Below are 15,411 nucleotides of genomic sequence, written 5' to 3'. Positions count from 1 at the left end.
GAAAATTATGCTATAATAGATTATAAACCGGATTTTATTCCTGTTTCGGGAGGAATTGATATGAATTACTTCAAATACATAGCCTACAATGAAGACTTAGGCCATACACCGGTGGAAAATACTTTTATAAACCACTATATGCCGTCAGCTCCGGGAGATTATGTCAAGGTGTATCTATTGGGGCTTAAATGCTCCTATAGCCTTCAAAACAATTACTTATCTGATGAAATAATCGCCAAAACAGTGAATATATCTTTAGAAGAGGTAAGGAAGGCTTGGCAGTACTGGGAGGCCCAGGGCATACTCCGGGTTATACAGCAATCCGAGAAAGAAGACAATAATGTAATAGAATTTATGGATATAAAAGAGCTGGTTCTGAACATAAAGGGCAAGGAGAGCAAACCCGGAAAGAACAGTGTAGATAGGATCATACTGGCAAGACAGAACATAAAGGTTAAAGATATGTTCGATTACATAAGAAAAATTTCCGGCAGGGAGCTGTCTCAAAATGAAATCTTCACATTTTTAGACTGGATAGACGATTATGGCTTCCCCCCTGAGATCGTGGTCATGATAGTGGAAGACTGCTATTCCAGAAGCAAGAAGGATCTCCCTTATCTGAAGCAAGTAGCCAAAAACTGGTTCGATGCAGGGGTGGATTCTCAGGAAAAGGCCTTGATCTATGCCAACCGCCACAAGGAAAAATGGCAAAAGTACAGCAAGGTATTAAACTTTCTCAGGATTGGCCGTCAGCCCACAGCGGTGGAAGAGGAAATGCTGCAGAAATGGTTTTATGAGTTTTCCTTCTCCGACGAAGCGGTGATCAAAGCCTGCGAGCTCACAGCCAAGACCTTGAAGCCTTCATTTTCTTACATAGACAAGGTGCTGTCGGAATGGCATGGGAAGAACATAAAAGCGATGGATGAAATCGAAGCTTATCTGTCCAGAAATAATACTGAAGCGAAAAAAAGCACGCCCAAAACAGGGAAGAGCAGCTTCAATAATTTCAAAGGCCGTACATATGACGCAGATCTTCTAAAACAAAGGCTCCTAAAAAAGAGCAGAGGTGAGTTAAGTGAATAATATCCAGGCCATCATGAAGGAATATGAAGAAGCCAGAGAAAAGAGCAAAAGAGAGCTGGAAAGCAGAAAAGAGGAGCTCTATGCCAAACTGCCGAGGCTAAAAGAAATTGATGATGAGATGATAAACCTGAGCATATCCATAACCAAAGCAGTGCTGAATAATACCGGGGACCATGAAAAGCTGGTGGAAGATTTGCATAAAAAACAAACAGATTTGAAAGTGGAAAAAGCAGAAATACTCACGGCAAATGAATATCCGAAAGATTATCTCCAAATAAAATATAATTGCAAAAAATGCAAGGATACAGGCTATGTGGGATTGGAAAGATGCAACTGCTTAACACAAAAACTTATCGCTCATCAGTATAAGCAGTTCAAGCTTTCTCATAGGATAGCCCAGGAAAACTTCGATAACTTCAACATCAACTATTACTCGGACGAATTAATGGACAATAGAGTATCTCCCAGAGAAAATATGAAGGAAATATATTTTGAATGCATAAAATATGCACAAGAATTTGACAATCACGGCAAAAATCTGCTGTTTATAGGGAGACCGGGCCTTGGCAAGACCTTTCTATGCAACTCCATAGCCAAGAGCTTGCTGGACGCGGGCAAAAGCGTCATATATCAATCATCTCCGGACTTGATAGACCTGGTGAGAAAGTTCAAATTCGATTTTGACAATGAAGAAGCGGGAGATGAGGCTTTAAAGGATGTATATGAATGCGACCTGCTCATAATAGATGATCTGGGCACTGAGTTGAACACCCAGTTTTCCGGCCTTGTCATATACAATATGTTGAATAAAAGGCTTACAGACCACAAAAAGATGATAATATCCACCAATCTGGATGTGGATGAAATAATGAAGGCTTATTCTGAGAGGATATCCTCAAGAATATTCGGCAACTTTGATATGTTCGAGTTCTACGGTGAAGATATAAGGCTTAAGATGCATGATATAATATAAATAAACTACCCTCGCGGTCGGCGAGGGTAGTTTATTTATATATTTACAGCACTGCTAAGTCTTCGTCTTTAGGATCGCAGATGAACATGTGTCCCGGAGAATGGGTTATCATAAGCTCCGGCTTGCTTGTCATCGCTATGGATTGGGGTGTAACGCCGCAGGCCCAGAATACCGGCACTTCTCCATCCTTTATGTTGGAAGGATCTCCAAAATCAGGCTTGTTTACATCCTTGATCCCTATTTGGCCCGGATCTCCTATATGGATCGGAGCACCATGGACCTGAGGAAATCTTGAAGTTGCCTGAACAGCCCTTGGCACCTGGCGGTAGGGTATGGGCCTCATGCTGACGACCATTTTGCCGTGGAATTTGCCTGCAGGCACGCAGTCGATATTTGTTATATACATAGGTACATTATGGTTATCCTCTATATGCCTCACAGGTATTGAGGCGTTTAACATGGCGGATTCGAAGGAAAAGCTGCAGCCCAACAAGAATCCGACGAGATCGTCTCTCCAGTACTTTTCAATATTATTCACTTCATCTGCCAGTTCCCCATATTTATAAATCCTGTATTTCGGTACATCGAATCTCAAGTCTGCACCCTTTGCCATGATCTTGGGCTCCGGGTCGCCTACGTCTGTCACATCCAATATGGGGCAGGGCTTAGGATTTCTCTGAGCAAATAATAAAAAGTCAAAGGCTAAATCCTTGGGAACAATTGCAAGGTTTGCCTGTATGTGACCCCTGCACATGCCTGAGGTAGGCCAGGTCACTTCTTCTTTCCCGATAAGTGCTCTAACTTCTCTTGGACTCATATTGGCTAAATCCATCATATAATCGCCGAACAGCTCGGCTATCCCCCTTTGTTTTATATTGTATCGCTTATATATAATATTACCACAATAGGTACTAATAATGTTCACATAGTGTGTATAATCCCCCAGGCACCATACGTTAAATTTTCCCTTTTAATTCAAAATAATCATTTTCTGCTCGGTTTTCTATGCCCTCTAATACTTCTATCATTTTCAAAATTACGGTATAATTATGGAAGAAACAAATCAGACTATAAAGCTTTGAATTTATTTTTATTTTTTGGGGGATAGCAATGGAAAAAGCAAGTATAAGCAAAATATCAAACAAAACATTAACAAGTATGTTAAACAATTCTATAGAATTGCTTGTAGAAGATTTTATAAAAATAGTTCTCAGTGATTTTTCTTCAGCAAAAAAGATAATTGGTATTGCATTAAAACAAAAGCAAGCAGAGAAGGTTAGAAATAAATATGAAGAAAACGGATTGCATATACCACCGTTTATGATAAGCTCTATAACCAGCATATGTAACTTAAAATGCAAGGGATGCTATGACAGGTTGAAAACTCATAGTTGCTCGCCTGAGCTTTCTGAGGAAGAATGGTCAGGTATTTTTCTTCATGCAGAAATATTATACCTGTTGTAAGCATAGAAGGAGATAAGAATCAAACTGATAATAGAAGAGGGGAAGGCGTATTTGAAAGGATTTCTTTAAGCCTGGATTTGCTGAAAAAAAGAAATATTTTTTATGGCATATCCATCACTGTGACATCAGATAATTTTGATAGTGTTCTGGATGAGGGCTATATAAGAAGCTATATCGATAGAGGCTGCAAGGCTTTTTTCTTTATCGAATATGTTCCCTTTGTGCCATATTCAGATGTAAGTTTAAAAAACTTAACACTTAAAGAGGCATTGAGTTCATCTTTATTAAATGAAATACGAAGCCTTCATGGATTGTTACAAGAACATAAAGGCGGATGCACACTCTTTGAAAATAAAGACATTGTAGAGAGCCATTTGAAAAACACAACTTATAAGTAATACATAACATTGCTGAGCTTATGCTATATAGTTTTATAAACTCTGAAACCAACGTCCAGCTTATCTATGTACTCCTTATCCTTATAATCTTCCTTTATCTTTTCTCCGGCTCTTCGAATCCTATCTTTGCCTATTTCGCATATATTTTTATACCCGGCCTTATAGGCTTGAGATTTTTCACCCGTAGGCTCCGGCAGCTGTATCATGATAAACCTGCGGTTTCCTCCGTCCTCCGCGTTGAGCTCCATGACTGCGTGGGCTGTGGTCGCCGATCCCGAGAAGAAATCCAGCGCTATATCCCCATTGTTCCTCACCGTTGATAGCTGAAGCATCCTTTTTATCAAGCCTATAGGCTTTGGATTGTCAAAAACGATTTTGTCGTCAAACAGGCTTTTGATCAATTGAGTACCGTTGGTTGTAGTCTCAACATCATCCCAGATGGTCTTTGCAACCTTCCCCCGCTTCTCCGCTTCCCAAAGGAACCGCTTCCGCTGGGGTCCTCCTTCTCCTGTCCTGCCGAAGACAATTCTATTGTCCTCCAGAAGCTCTTTGAATTTATTGTAATCATTTTTCCAGCTGCAATTTATATTAGGCCTATATACTATACCCGTATTTGGATTTATTATTTCATATTGCTGATTGGGCCTCCACCCGCCTACCTGGAAAGGATCTGCCTTCCAGGGCCCTCTCGGATCATCATCCGGATTTTCAAAGCCCTCTCCGCTCTCCGGCAGTCGGAATTCTTCCCTATTTTTTATATAATAATCCATGGATTTGAAATAGACTAGATTATGAGTATGGGACGCTGATATTATAGCCGTATTGGTCACTGATTTTGTAGATTTCCATATGATGTCCGCCAAAAAGTTATCCTCGCCGAAGATTTCATCGCATATCATCCTCAGATTGGCAGCTTCATTATCATCTATGCTTATGAAAATCACTCCGTTTTCAGACAGCAGATCAGAGCCGAGCTTCAGTCTTGGATATATCATGGAGCACCAGCCTGAATGAGAGAAATTGTCATTATATATGAAATCCTTTCCCGTATTATAGGGTGGGTCTATATATATCATCTTTATTCTGCTTTTGAAGCTCTCCTGCAGCAGCTTCAAAGCCTCCAGATTATCTCCCTCAATATAAATATTCCCTGTATTTTCCCAATCCTTGCTTTCTTCCGGACGAGGCTCCAGGATCTTGCAGGAAGGCTTATCTGCCTCCGCTATGGCGACCTTCTTCCCTGCCCAGTTCAATCCGTAGCATTCGCTGTATTTTTCAATATCACTGCTGATCCTATCCATTGTTATCAACTCCCGAACTCTATTCCTCGTAACCCCTACTCATATAATATTATACGACAAAAATAATGGAATAAATATGGTATTAATAGCTGCTCTCCTTACAAAACTCACTGATATATGATAAGATTAAGATAGGCAATAATTGCGGCATACAACCATGTAAATATAAAGGAAGTGCAACATATTGAGCAATGGGAAATTCAAGCTCTTGGGCCACGATTTTGATTACAGAGAAGATGAATACGACCGCTTAAAGAATTTGAACAAGAACAAGAAGGAGTATAAGGTCTTTACAAATAAAGCTAATTTTAAGAAGATAGAATTTGACTATGAAGAAGATCCCTATGAGCCCGAAAAAGGCAGATAGGGACCTTTTTTATCTAATATCTATTTGGATGCTGGGAACCATCCCTTAGTGTTATTAGCAATCCTCACCAAGGTAAGCATCACAGGAACTTCAACAAGCACACCAACAACAGTTGCAAGTGTTGCACCAGAATCAAGCTTAAATAATGAAATCGCCACTGCTACAGCCAATTCAAAAAAGTTGGACGCTCCGATCATACCAGCAGGAGCTGCCACATCATGAGGCAGCTTCCAAAGCTTTGCCCAAAAATATGCAATGAAAAATATCAAAAATGTCTGGATGATCAAAGGCACTGCTATCAAAGCGATATTAAGCGGATTATCTACTATTTTCTGTCCTTGGAAAGAGAAAATTATTATCAATGTAAGTAATAGACCTGTAATTGTAGCATTACTGAACTTTGGTATAAATGTATTTTCAAAATAGTTCAATCCCTTGTTCTTTACTATTGTTGTTCTTGAAAGCCATCCTGCCGTAAGAGGAATCACAACGAACAGCACAATAGACATGAACAAAGTAGCCCAAGGTATGACTATATCACTTATACCCAGAAGGAAGGCTACTATCGGTACAAACCCAACCAAAATAATAAGGTCATTGGTCGCAACCTGTACAAGGGTATAAGCCGGATTTCCCTTTGTAAGATGGCTCCATACAAATACCATCGCCGTACAAGGCGCTGCTCCCAACAGCACCGCCCCTGCAAAATAATCTTTGGCGAGCTCGGAGGGTATGAGGCCCTTGAAAACCGTATAAAAGAAAAATGCTGCAATAGCGTACATTGTAAAAGGCTTGATAAGCCAGTTTGTAACCCATGTCACTATAAGTCCTTTAGGATTTTTCCCCACCTGCTTTATGCTGGCAAAATCAACCTTAAGCATCATGGGGTAAATCATCAGCCAAATAAGTATAGCGACAGGTATTGATACATTGGCATATTCGAATTTGCTCAGCAGTTCGGGTATGGCAGGAATATACACCCCGATCAAAACCCCTGCTGCCATGCATAATATAACCCATACCGTAAGATATTTTTCAAAAAATCCAATGCCGGCAATAGCTTTTTCTTTATTCATGAATCATTGCTCCCATCTCTCAATCCATCTTAGCTACTTAGCGCTCTCTAAGATTTTTGCAATCTCCTTAGGCTTTAATACCTTGCCATAGGACACGACCTTTTCATCAACTACAAGACCCGGTGTTGTCATAACACCATAAGCCATAATGTCCTTAAAATCCGTTACTTTGATGATTTCCGCCTCAATGCCCATCTCCTTTAGTGCTGCTTCAGTGTTTTCTTTCAAGGTGATACAGTTCTTGCATCCGGAACCTAAAATTTTTATTATCATCATTTATCTCTCCTTAAAATAATCTGTTGTGTTAGCTGATAACGAGTATAAAGTATATTTATCCCATGGCTGGTATAGCTTTACATCAGCAAATAACCAAATGCATTGAAAACATAGCCTATGATGATGATACCGATTGTAACGACACCTATAAATGTGGCTAAAAGCTTTGTTTTTACTACCTTATTGAGCATTATCATAGACGGAAGGGACAGAGCAGTTACTCCCATCATAAAGGATAAAGCCGTACCCAGGCCCACACCCTTTAAAACCAAAGCCTCTGCAATCGGTAAAGTGCCAAAAATGTCAGCATACATGGGTATGCCCACAAAAGTTGCCAGCAATACCGAGTACCATTTATCCTTTCCGAGTATGGCAGAAATTATATTCTCAGGAATCCAATTGTGAATGGCTGCGCCAATCCCTACACCTATGATAATGTAAAGCCATACTTTTTTGATTATGCTTAGAACCTGTTCTTTAGAGTATTGAAGCCTGTCTTGGACAGTCAAATCTCCTTGCTCCATATCGAGGACTTTGTTTCCGAAGACAAAGGGCTCTACATATTTCTCAAGCTTCAGCCTGCTGATCACCGTTCCCCCTATAACCGCAAGAATGATGCCTACCATAACATAAGCTATAGCTATCCTCCAGTTGAATATGCCGGCCAGCAGCAGAACTGAAGCCAAATCTACAAGCGGTGAGGAGATCAAAAATGAAAATGTGACCCCAATGGGCAATCCTGCGCTTGTAAACCCTATGAATAAAGGTATGGAGGAACAGGAGCAAAAGGGTGTGACCGTACCCAGCAAAGCCCCCAACATGTTAGCCGAAATCCCGTTGAATTTGCCCAGTATTTTTCTCGTTCTCTCCGGCGGAAAGAAGCTTTGGATATATGAAATCATAAATATCAAAACAGATAGCAGTATGAATATCTTTATGACATCATATATAAAAAAGTGAATGCTTCCGCCCGCCTTGCCGTTTACATCCAAGCTAAAAACGTTTTTAACAAGCAATGTTACCAAATTGTGCAGCCATACCATTTTTAGCAATTGATCATTCAGCCATTTCAGTATAATCAAGCCATCATCTCCTTAACATCCTTCAGTGCAATCTTCGCGACTGACCATTTTAATATCTATGGCATCAAACAAAGTCTTCAACTCTTCCAGAGCTTTCATGTTTATTGAGTATTTCATCCAGATGCCGTCCCGCCTGCTATCGACCAGGCCGCTATCGCAGAGCGTTTTCATATGGTAGGAAAGAGTAGGCTGGGTTATATTGAATTCTTCAAGTATCTTGCATGCACATAGTTCGCCGTGAGAGAGCATGTGAAAGATTTTTAATCTTGTCTCATCACTCAAGGCTTTCATATAAAGAGCATATTCTTTGCAATTATTCAAATACCTCACCTCCTCTATAAATTCTTATTTCAGGCAGCATCACAGCCTTTTAGCCTTCATCGCCGCATAAAACTTTTTTAGGTTTTCAGGCAGCACATATTCATTATCCTCACCTGCTATATCCTCTCTCCCAAATATACCGTTCAAGAGGCCTTCCATTATCAACTCTTTTGGTGGTACTGCATATTCTTCACCCTTATATACCCAGACGCGGCACTCTATATCATCTCCGCACAACTCACCGCATGATTCGCATCTGCTCTCTCTGACTTCCATTTGAATATCCCTGCCATCCACCCGAATGGTAGGTGAGCTGATAAACTTGTGCTTTATGGCCAGTTCTTCGCTGGTCACATTGATTTTGTTCAATATCACCTCAATATCGGCTAATTCCAGTACATTAGATATGCCCGCCAAAGCTTCTTCAAGGTTTTTATCAGTACCTTGGCACCATTCACATACGCTCAAATCCAAGTATAAGAAATCTATAACAACACGCCTTTTGTTTATTTGACTCATGTCTTCCCCGCCGCAGCAGCCTGAGCCGCAGCAGCAGCCTCCGCAATTTGATTTATTCATTAATATCCTCCCATGCTTTTCCCGTTCTGATGATCTCGGCAAATTCTTGAGGCAAGCCATTTTCTTCTATGGCCCTTGCAGTGCTTTCACAATCGTAGTCCACTTCATGTATTTCAACTTTTGCTCCGCCGCCATATAAATCGATGACCGCATAATTGGCCTTAGAGTTGCCCGTTTTGGGCTTGCCTACACTGCCGGCGTTTATCAGCATCTTGCTGCCATACATTTTGTAATAAGGCTTATGCGTATGTCCGCAAATAAGTATATCGGCTTCGCAGTCAGCCATCACTTCTTCCGCTTCCCTGGAACTTTCTTTCAAATATTCATTGATCTTTCTTGGGCTTCCATGCACAAATAAAATCGTCCTGCCCTCAAAAGCCATCTTAATCTCTTTGGGAAGGCTCTTCAGAAACTCTTTATTGTCTTCTCTTGTATTCTCTATAGTCCAATTCAGAGATATCGCTGCATTTTCCATATCCTTAGGATTTGTATAATCACAACCGCAAACCATCAATTCTTCGCCGACTGCTTCATCATAATTGCCCTTGACGGTCAATATCTTCTTTTCCCTGATAGTATCTATAACTTCATCCGGGTGAGCGGCATAGCCAACTAAATCCCCCAGACATACGATCAAGTCTGTCTTTTTCCCATCAATATCCGAAAGCACCCTGTCCAGAGAAATTATGTTACTGTGTATGTCCGCAATTACTGCTATCCTCATAAACTCATGACCTCATTCCCCCACTTATTTCTGTTTTGCTATCATCACATAGATATCTCTCTATGTATTATATTCCTATATATAGATAAACGTCAATATGTTTGACAAAAATTATTATTTTGTGAGGAAGCTTAAGCACCTCAGATATTTCCCGGGAAATATAATGAGGCGAATATCTTCCCAACCTCTGCAGGTAGTGGGTATAGATCTTGATATCAGGAATAAGAAAAGCAAAAAGTATCAAGTTTCAAAGAAGAAGCAGCTCTTGTTGAACTTGATACTTTTCGGCAACTGAGTATCCGTTTTTCCCTTATACTTGAGCATAAATAAAATTGCTATCCATTCTATATATAACGTGAAAAAGATTTTTCAGCATAACACCCTCTCCTGCAAACTCCAAAGCATATCTACAGTATGTATCATGATGAGCACCTCATCCCTCGATCATTTCCCTTTGTATGCTGTTCCATCCAAATAGGCCGCCGGTATGGATGAACAATATATTGTTATGCTTATCAAATCTGCCTTTTTTTATCTCCTGAACCAGACCATACATAGCCTTGCCTGTATAAACCGGGTCCAAAATAACGCCTTCGACACTGGCAAGCTGCTGGATAAATTTTATTTCGCAGATCCATATTCAAACCTCCTTCAATTCTTGAATCCATCATAACATAATTCGGTTAGTATATTACAGCTCATATGTTGGACGAGATTTCATTCAGTGTTAATTTTTGAAAACATATTCTCTATGAAACCAGAAACTCAATAAAGAAAATGTACTTTTGACAATGGGAGAGTATCCTTTGAATTGAAAAAGCATAATAACAATACTTTTTTGTCTGTGGCCGACACAGGAGCAGGAATACCGGAGGGATGTCCGGATAAAATATTCGGCAGGTTTTATCAGTTAATATAAACTTACTACTGTAAAATATTTAATGCGTCATATATAGAACAACATAGAGGAAAAATCCTTGTAAAAAGTATGATAAATGAAAGTACAACCTTCAGCATTGGGCTTCCTCTTGCGAATCATTAATAGATACAAAGAGGGAGCAGTACACGACTGCTCCTAAACTGCTTTTTTTCTCGGATTGTAATAAGAAGCGGACAATACATTTTCCAGCTTGAAATTCCGCACCTGCTTACGCAGATAGCAATATGCCTTAATTTTATCCTCCTGCATTTCCAGTACCTTTATATTCCGTTCACTCATTTCTGACTTACCGTTATAAATTATAGTAATAATACTGCCTCTCTCCAGTGATGCCTTCAACACATGTTCAATCATGCTATCACCTTCATTTTTCTTTTATTATACCAAACATACGTTCGTTTGAAAAGAGGCTAATTTCACCAAGGCTGACTGGGGTTATACTACACGGATGGAAAACAGCGGGCAAGCCGCTACACAATAACCACACTGTATACATTTCGACGGGTCGATATATGCCTTTCCTGTGCTGTTAAAGCTTATGGCTTCGCTGTGGCAAGTATCAATGCATATACCGCAGCCCACGCACAGGTTTGGAGATGTCCTTACTATTTTTTTGCTTCTCATGCTTGCAATGCCTTCTAAATTCCTTTCCCCGTTAAAATATCTTATGTTATATAATACCTCTTCTTTGCTGATCATCCCAATAGCAATGGAATAATTTTCACCAAAATCCATAGCATATTCCATGCTGCTCTCATAATCTTCTATCATAGTACCGCCGCCCAGGACCTTCATAAGGTATATCCCCTTACCGTTTTTATCGCAAAGGGCTATTGCCTTTTCCATCTCATCACGGGTTCCTTCCAATATTCCCCGGCCAATTTTATTTATCAAAGGAAATACCACATCAATATCCTCTCTTGAGGCTGCTGCTTCAACTACTTTTACACTATGTGTCGATATGCCTACAGCTTTTATCATGCCTTTCTTCTTGTAATCCAATAAGGCTTGCAGAGCTCCTTTCCGCTGCTCAAATACATCTGCTTGAACTCTTGCTTTTGGAGCATGAAGATGAAAAATATCTATATAATCTATTTCCATCCCCTTCAAGGCTTCCAATACGGCCTTCTCCATGTCCTCATAAGTAGCTGCCGCAGATTTCGTGGCAATAACGGGTCTGAATTTTATCTTCTTCAAAGCACCTTTTATATGAGGATAGGTACCATAAGCCTGAGCCGTGTCAATAAACTTGATCCCCTTATCCAATGCATAAGCTATCACTTCGCTGCTTTCTTCAACAGGGAGATTCTTCTGCAAGGGACCTATGGGTAAAGCACCATAGCATAGCTTTGTTACCTCAATGCCTGTATTTCCTAGAACAATCTTTTCCAAAATATCAACCTCCGGATTATAGTTTTTACCCCATTATAACATATAATGAAGATGCATTATCATAGGGGCATACCATAACGGATTTTGAATTCATCCTTAGTATAATTATCCCTGATCAGCACAAATCCGACATATCCTTTATCCAGCAGCTCCTGCTGCTGCCGAATCCTTCCGTTCTCAACTTCGATACAGCTTTTATATGGCTGTGCAGCCTCATGCCTCATATTTCTATGCAGCAAGAATCTCCACTTGCCTTCATAAGAGCCTTCTCTTCTATCCAGAGCCTTGATCGCTAGGCCCGAATCCATCACATTTTTCAAGCTGGGATAATTAAATGGATGTATTGTGCAGCATACATGGTAATAACCCAATTTGTCAATAATATCAAACGTATGCTTCATCATCTTTGCCTGAAGCCTATTCCCTCTGTACTCGGGATGTACTACGGTCGCCTCCAGGTGAACCACATGGTCAAGCTCATCCTCCGGTATATTTAATTCCCGTCCCAGGTGATATTCATCATTGCCCGAAAATGTGATGGTCCTAAATGCAACCAGCCTGCCCTCTGCAAAGACGCCTATGGCTCTCCCCATGCCATCATCCAGAACTTGAGTAAGAACAAATTCCTTAGAATCCACCACAAAGGTCTGCGGATTTTTCAGATCATCCGCAACTAAATTTTGAAGCTCTACCATATTCTCAATATCTGACTTCTCCAGTATACGCATCTCATATGCTACTTCTTTAACTATTGTTCTCTTTATAAACCCGCTTTCTATAAGCTTTCTCATACTCTTTCCTCCATGTCTTTGTATGCATATATAACTCTATTGTTCCAAAATTCCACACTAAAATTACTCTATTCTTTTTTTATCTTCAAATATATAAAAAATCCTCCTTGGCGCAAATCGTGCATAAGCAAGGAGGAGTCTTCATTCAGTAGGGGATGATAATCCCCGCCGAATGTCAGCCGAGTTCATAAAAGATGAACTGCACCCGCCGCCTTTAGAGGCGTTGGACTTAGGGTGGGTTATTTATGTGTCCGATTGTTTTGTAATATTCTTATCATGATTCCATGTCCACCCACAACGGCCTCGTTGCCTCTTTCGGCAAAAGATATATATCCGTTAGCAGGCAATGAATCTAAGACAGTCCAGTCTTTGAAATTCTTGGTATACATAACCCGGGCTCCGGTTATATATAGTACATCATCAATCGAAAAAATATCATATATGCCCTCTTCGGAACCTGTTAAATTTAGATTTGAGCTTTCAGTAGGAATTTCATAGCTTTCATATTCTCTAAAGTCTTTTGTTATATACAATTTAAATTTAGGATATTCATGTGCTGCCAAGACGAATGAATCTTTAAAAAAGTATATTGCCTTTACATGCTGGCTCGGCAATTCCATCTTTTTAAAATTCTTTAAATCATGGGAAATATAAATATAATCTTTGAAATCGGATGCTTTGGAAACAGTGTAAAATGGATTGGAGGATAAATCTTCCGTCTTTGCTGCTTCAGTTGCGAAAGCCAAATATTGGTTATTATAGTAATATAGTTTTCCTAGATTCCATTTGGAATAATCCGTCATGATTGGCGTAAAGTTATACATATCATCTGAAACAGCAATAATAGCCTTTTCTAATGAGTTGTGAGTCAATACTGCTTTATCCCCTATAACCGATACTCTTATATTGTTTAAGTCCGCATTGGCGTTTTCAATATAATTATCTATGTGCAGCTTATATTCCTCCCAGTTTGCTAAGTCCTCACTGCTCCAAACATGGCATTCCCATCCTTTTCCATCCTGTCCCCACTTTATGCCGTATATATAATACTTGCCATTTAAGAAATGTATATCACGAAATTTTGATGAAGTATGGCCTTTTCCTTCTACTATTTTATAATCAGTCTGCCATGCTATGCCATCATAGGATGAAATAACAGCATCGTCTGTAATTGCTACAAAACGTTTCCCATCAAACAGTATTTTTTTATATCTGTTTAATTCGTTTCCAAGATTGGATTTCCAATTTAATAAATCTGAAGATATATCAGTAGAGTCCTCAACTAAAATGTAATATCCACCGCTCTCCATAGCAAAGGAAGCAATGGCTGACCTTGTCTTAGTAGAAAAGTTTGTACTGCACTCCGTTATATTCCATGCTGAATTACCAGTGCTTGCAGCCATAACCTTTCTGCTATTATTACGTATATCGGTGCCGACAGCTATATATTTGCCATTATAATATCCTCCATACTTCCAATCCACGTCAGCAGATTGGGTAATCCAATTAATTCCGTCCGGGGATATCCCAATTTTCTTATATGTTATTCCAAAGAATTTGCCTCCAGCAAATGTTATTTTATCGAATGCTCCTGCCTTAGTTTCAAAATTTATGTTACAAACATTAAATTTGTCACCATCATTTGAATATACCATATTGGTTTTTCCGATACTCATATCACCCATGCTGCTGATAGAATTGGTATCGCTAAGCCTTGCTGAATAGCTATTTCCTCCATAGGCTATAAGGGTGCCATCGCTTTGAACCATATCCCGCAGTATAGTTGGAGACTCAATGCAAACTTTCCATGTTTTTAAATCTTGGGAAGAAATGACTATCCCTTTGCAATAATCCGGGTCAAAAGCTCTGGGATCTCCTTCACTATACATTCCGCACAGAAAATATGTGCCCTTAAAATATGCTGCATCAGAAATAAAAAAATTCACTTCATCTGCTTTAGGATATATATTCAGCCCTATATCATTTTGGGATTCAATCCTTTCAAAGGTTTCAAAATCCTTTGTTTTAAATATTGCATATTGTCTCCAAGGGTCAACGGCAATGGCGAAATAAGAATCGTTTATGTAAAATATCTTTAGAATGCGATAGCCTTTGATTATTTGTTCTTCCCAGCTTATTCCATCATCTGATGAAAAAAGAATTGAGTCCATCCCGATTGTAGCAGCGGCTTTAAATTTGTTATCGATTACAATAATATCTTCAAATTCAATGCTTTTATCAAAGGTAGCTATTTCCCAATCGCCAACTGATAGCTCTTCACAGGTGGCCAATGAACCCGATTCGCTTATTGAGACAACGACGCCATTACCATTTACGGCAGTTTTTTTAGCATTAAAGTAATACATATTGGTATTAATTTTTGCATCAATAAAAGCACTGGCAGGTGTTTCTGCAGAGGCGGATACCTCCATAAATGAAGATGTCATAATTAGCAAGCTTAGCACTATGAATAATATTCTTTTCATTTTCCTATGCTCCTTAATCAATATTTTGGCGATGTTTTAATTATATTCTTACATCCAATATCAGTCAATTTTCAAGCACCGCAAAATGGTAAAAAAGATTTCTGCTGATCGGGTAGGAAGCTAATCATTAGTTGATTAGCCGACCTACCACACCGCAC

17 protein-coding genes and 1 pseudogene are annotated in these 15,411 nt (G+C 39.5%); 5 read left to right on the top strand and 13 right to left on the bottom strand.

From position 1 onward, the window contains the following. The first annotated feature begins 60 nt into the window (after window positions 1–60). Entirely contained in the window at window positions 61–1,083 is a 1,023-nt protein-coding gene (locus tag AC4HCY_RS02190) for a DnaD domain protein (RefSeq protein ID WP_491095293.1), read from the top strand. After that, window positions 1,076–2,056 carry an ATP-binding protein gene (locus AC4HCY_RS02185; RefSeq protein WP_491095292.1) on the top strand — a complete coding sequence of 327 codons (981 nt, stop codon included), beginning with the start codon at window positions 1,076–1,078 and terminating at the stop codon, window positions 2,054–2,056. Before AC4HCY_RS02190 ends, AC4HCY_RS02185 begins: the two co-directional genes overlap by 8 nt. Before the next feature lie 43 nt (window positions 2,057–2,099). Here AC4HCY_RS02185 and AC4HCY_RS02180 read toward each other — a convergent pair whose 3' ends face one another. Continuing rightward, on the bottom strand, window positions 2,100–2,891 hold the full coding sequence (locus tag AC4HCY_RS02180; protein ID WP_491096070.1) for a putative hydro-lyase: 792 nt from the start codon (window positions 2,889–2,891) through the stop codon (window positions 2,100–2,102). Between the two features lie 275 nt (window positions 2,892–3,166). On the opposite strand from AC4HCY_RS02180, the gene AC4HCY_RS02175 reads away from it, so the two are divergent. Both AC4HCY_RS02175 and AC4HCY_RS02170 read left to right on the top strand, forming a co-directional pair. Continuing rightward, complete coding sequence (locus tag AC4HCY_RS02175) at window positions 3,167–3,520, top strand: hypothetical protein (protein ID WP_491095291.1); 354 nt, start codon at window positions 3,167–3,169, stop codon at window positions 3,518–3,520. Beyond that, complete coding sequence (locus AC4HCY_RS02170) at window positions 3,475–3,918, top strand: SPASM domain-containing protein (RefSeq protein ID WP_491095290.1); 444 nt, start codon at window positions 3,475–3,477, stop codon at window positions 3,916–3,918. Before AC4HCY_RS02175 ends, AC4HCY_RS02170 begins: the two co-directional genes overlap by 46 nt. A 23-nt stretch (window positions 3,919–3,941) precedes the next feature. On the opposite strand, the gene AC4HCY_RS02165 is transcribed toward AC4HCY_RS02170, so the two are convergent. Then, window positions 3,942–5,219, bottom strand: coding sequence for a site-specific DNA-methyltransferase (locus AC4HCY_RS02165; protein WP_491095289.1), 1,278 nt, complete (start codon window positions 5,217–5,219; stop codon window positions 3,942–3,944). 184 nt (window positions 5,220–5,403) lie between these two features. Here AC4HCY_RS02165 and AC4HCY_RS02160 point away from each other — a divergent pair, with 184 nt between their 5' ends. Continuing rightward, window positions 5,404–5,586, top strand: coding sequence for a hypothetical protein (locus AC4HCY_RS02160; RefSeq protein ID WP_323432652.1), 183 nt, complete (start codon window positions 5,404–5,406; stop codon window positions 5,584–5,586). Between the two features lie 20 nt (window positions 5,587–5,606). Here AC4HCY_RS02160 and arsB read toward each other — a convergent pair whose 3' ends face one another. The 11 genes and pseudogenes from arsB to AC4HCY_RS02105 all read right to left on the bottom strand — a co-directional run bounded on the left by arsB (window position 5,607) and on the right by AC4HCY_RS02105 (window position 15,253). Beyond that, the gene (arsB, locus tag AC4HCY_RS02155) at window positions 5,607–6,662 is read right to left on the bottom strand and encodes an ACR3 family arsenite efflux transporter (RefSeq protein ID WP_491095288.1); all 1,056 of its coding nucleotides are present in this window, start codon (window positions 6,660–6,662) and stop codon (window positions 5,607–5,609) included. 33 nt (window positions 6,663–6,695) lie between these two features. Beyond that, window positions 6,696–6,935 carry a thioredoxin family protein gene (locus tag AC4HCY_RS02150; protein ID WP_491096069.1) on the bottom strand — a complete coding sequence of 80 codons (240 nt, stop codon included), beginning with the start codon at window positions 6,933–6,935 and terminating at the stop codon, window positions 6,696–6,698. 80 nt (window positions 6,936–7,015) lie between these two features. After that, window positions 7,016–8,020 (bottom strand): permease, encoded by a 1,005-nt coding sequence (locus AC4HCY_RS02145; protein WP_491095287.1) that lies wholly within the window; start codon window positions 8,018–8,020, stop codon window positions 7,016–7,018. A 12-nt stretch (window positions 8,021–8,032) separates the two neighbouring features. Next, window positions 8,033–8,311: an ArsR/SmtB family transcription factor gene (locus AC4HCY_RS02140; protein WP_491096068.1), complete on the bottom strand. Its 279-nt coding sequence runs from the start codon at window positions 8,309–8,311 to the stop codon at window positions 8,033–8,035. Window positions 8,312–8,380: 69 nt separating this feature from the next. Further along, on the bottom strand, window positions 8,381–8,920 hold the full coding sequence (locus tag AC4HCY_RS02135) for a DUF2703 domain-containing protein (protein WP_491095286.1): 540 nt from the start codon (window positions 8,918–8,920) through the stop codon (window positions 8,381–8,383). Beyond that, a complete protein-coding gene (locus AC4HCY_RS02130) occupies window positions 8,913–9,644 on the bottom strand; it encodes a metallophosphoesterase family protein (RefSeq protein WP_491095285.1) in 732 nt (243 codons plus the stop codon). The genes AC4HCY_RS02135 and AC4HCY_RS02130 overlap by 8 nt, the downstream gene beginning before the upstream one ends. A 433-nt stretch (window positions 9,645–10,077) precedes the next feature. After that, window positions 10,078–10,272: pseudogene (locus AC4HCY_RS02125) on the bottom strand (D-cysteine desulfhydrase family protein); the annotation flags it as partial. A gap of 447 nt (window positions 10,273–10,719) precedes the next feature. Beyond that, window positions 10,720–10,938: a hypothetical protein gene (locus AC4HCY_RS02120; RefSeq protein ID WP_491095284.1), complete on the bottom strand. Its 219-nt coding sequence runs from the start codon at window positions 10,936–10,938 to the stop codon at window positions 10,720–10,722. A gap of 81 nt (window positions 10,939–11,019) precedes the next feature. Then, entirely contained in the window at window positions 11,020–11,976 is a 957-nt protein-coding gene (locus AC4HCY_RS02115; RefSeq protein WP_323432675.1) for an aldo/keto reductase, read from the bottom strand. A gap of 59 nt (window positions 11,977–12,035) precedes the next feature. Beyond that, window positions 12,036–12,767 (bottom strand): GNAT family N-acetyltransferase, encoded by a 732-nt coding sequence (locus AC4HCY_RS02110; RefSeq protein WP_491095283.1) that lies wholly within the window; start codon window positions 12,765–12,767, stop codon window positions 12,036–12,038. 239 nt (window positions 12,768–13,006) lie between these two features. Further along, window positions 13,007–15,253: a hypothetical protein gene (locus tag AC4HCY_RS02105; protein WP_491095282.1), complete on the bottom strand. Its 2,247-nt coding sequence runs from the start codon at window positions 15,251–15,253 to the stop codon at window positions 13,007–13,009. Window positions 15,254–15,411 lie beyond the last annotated feature (158 nt).

Source organism: Lutispora sp. QWL-02 (genome assembly GCF_058315355.1).
The sequence above is the reverse complement of the archived record's forward strand: the minus strand, read 5'-3'. Positions and strand labels throughout refer to the sequence as shown.

Coding starts and splice junctions, on each gene's coding strand:
- AC4HCY_RS02110 (WP_491095283.1), bottom strand. CDS start 12,767: ATGAGAAAGCTTATAGAAAGCGGGTTTATAAAGAGAACAATAGTTAAA.
- AC4HCY_RS02130 (WP_491095285.1), bottom strand. CDS start 9,644: ATGAGGATAGCAGTAATTGCGGACATACACAGTAACATAATTTCTCTG.
- arsB (WP_491095288.1), bottom strand. CDS start 6,662: ATGAATAAAGAAAAAGCTATTGCCGGCATTGGATTTTTTGAAAAATAT.
- AC4HCY_RS02180 (WP_491096070.1), bottom strand. CDS start 2,891: ATGATGGATTTAGCCAATATGAGTCCAAGAGAAGTTAGAGCACTTATC.
- AC4HCY_RS02105 (WP_491095282.1), bottom strand. CDS start 15,253: ATGAAAAGAATATTATTCATAGTGCTAAGCTTGCTAATTATGACATCT.
- AC4HCY_RS02190 (WP_491095293.1), top strand. CDS start 61: ATGAATTACTTCAAATACATAGCCTACAATGAAGACTTAGGCCATACA.
- AC4HCY_RS02140 (WP_491096068.1), bottom strand. CDS start 8,311: ATGAAAGCCTTGAGTGATGAGACAAGATTAAAAATCTTTCACATGCTC.
- AC4HCY_RS02120 (WP_491095284.1), bottom strand. CDS start 10,938: ATGATTGAACATGTGTTGAAGGCATCACTGGAGAGAGGCAGTATTATT.
- AC4HCY_RS02170 (WP_491095290.1), top strand. CDS start 3,475: ATGGTCAGGTATTTTTCTTCATGCAGAAATATTATACCTGTTGTAAGC.
- AC4HCY_RS02135 (WP_491095286.1), bottom strand. CDS start 8,920: ATGAATAAATCAAATTGCGGAGGCTGCTGCTGCGGCTCAGGCTGCTGC.
- AC4HCY_RS02165 (WP_491095289.1), bottom strand. CDS start 5,219: ATGGATAGGATCAGCAGTGATATTGAAAAATACAGCGAATGCTACGGA.
- AC4HCY_RS02175 (WP_491095291.1), top strand. CDS start 3,167: ATGGAAAAAGCAAGTATAAGCAAAATATCAAACAAAACATTAACAAGT.
- AC4HCY_RS02150 (WP_491096069.1), bottom strand. CDS start 6,935: ATGATAATAAAAATTTTAGGTTCCGGATGCAAGAACTGTATCACCTTG.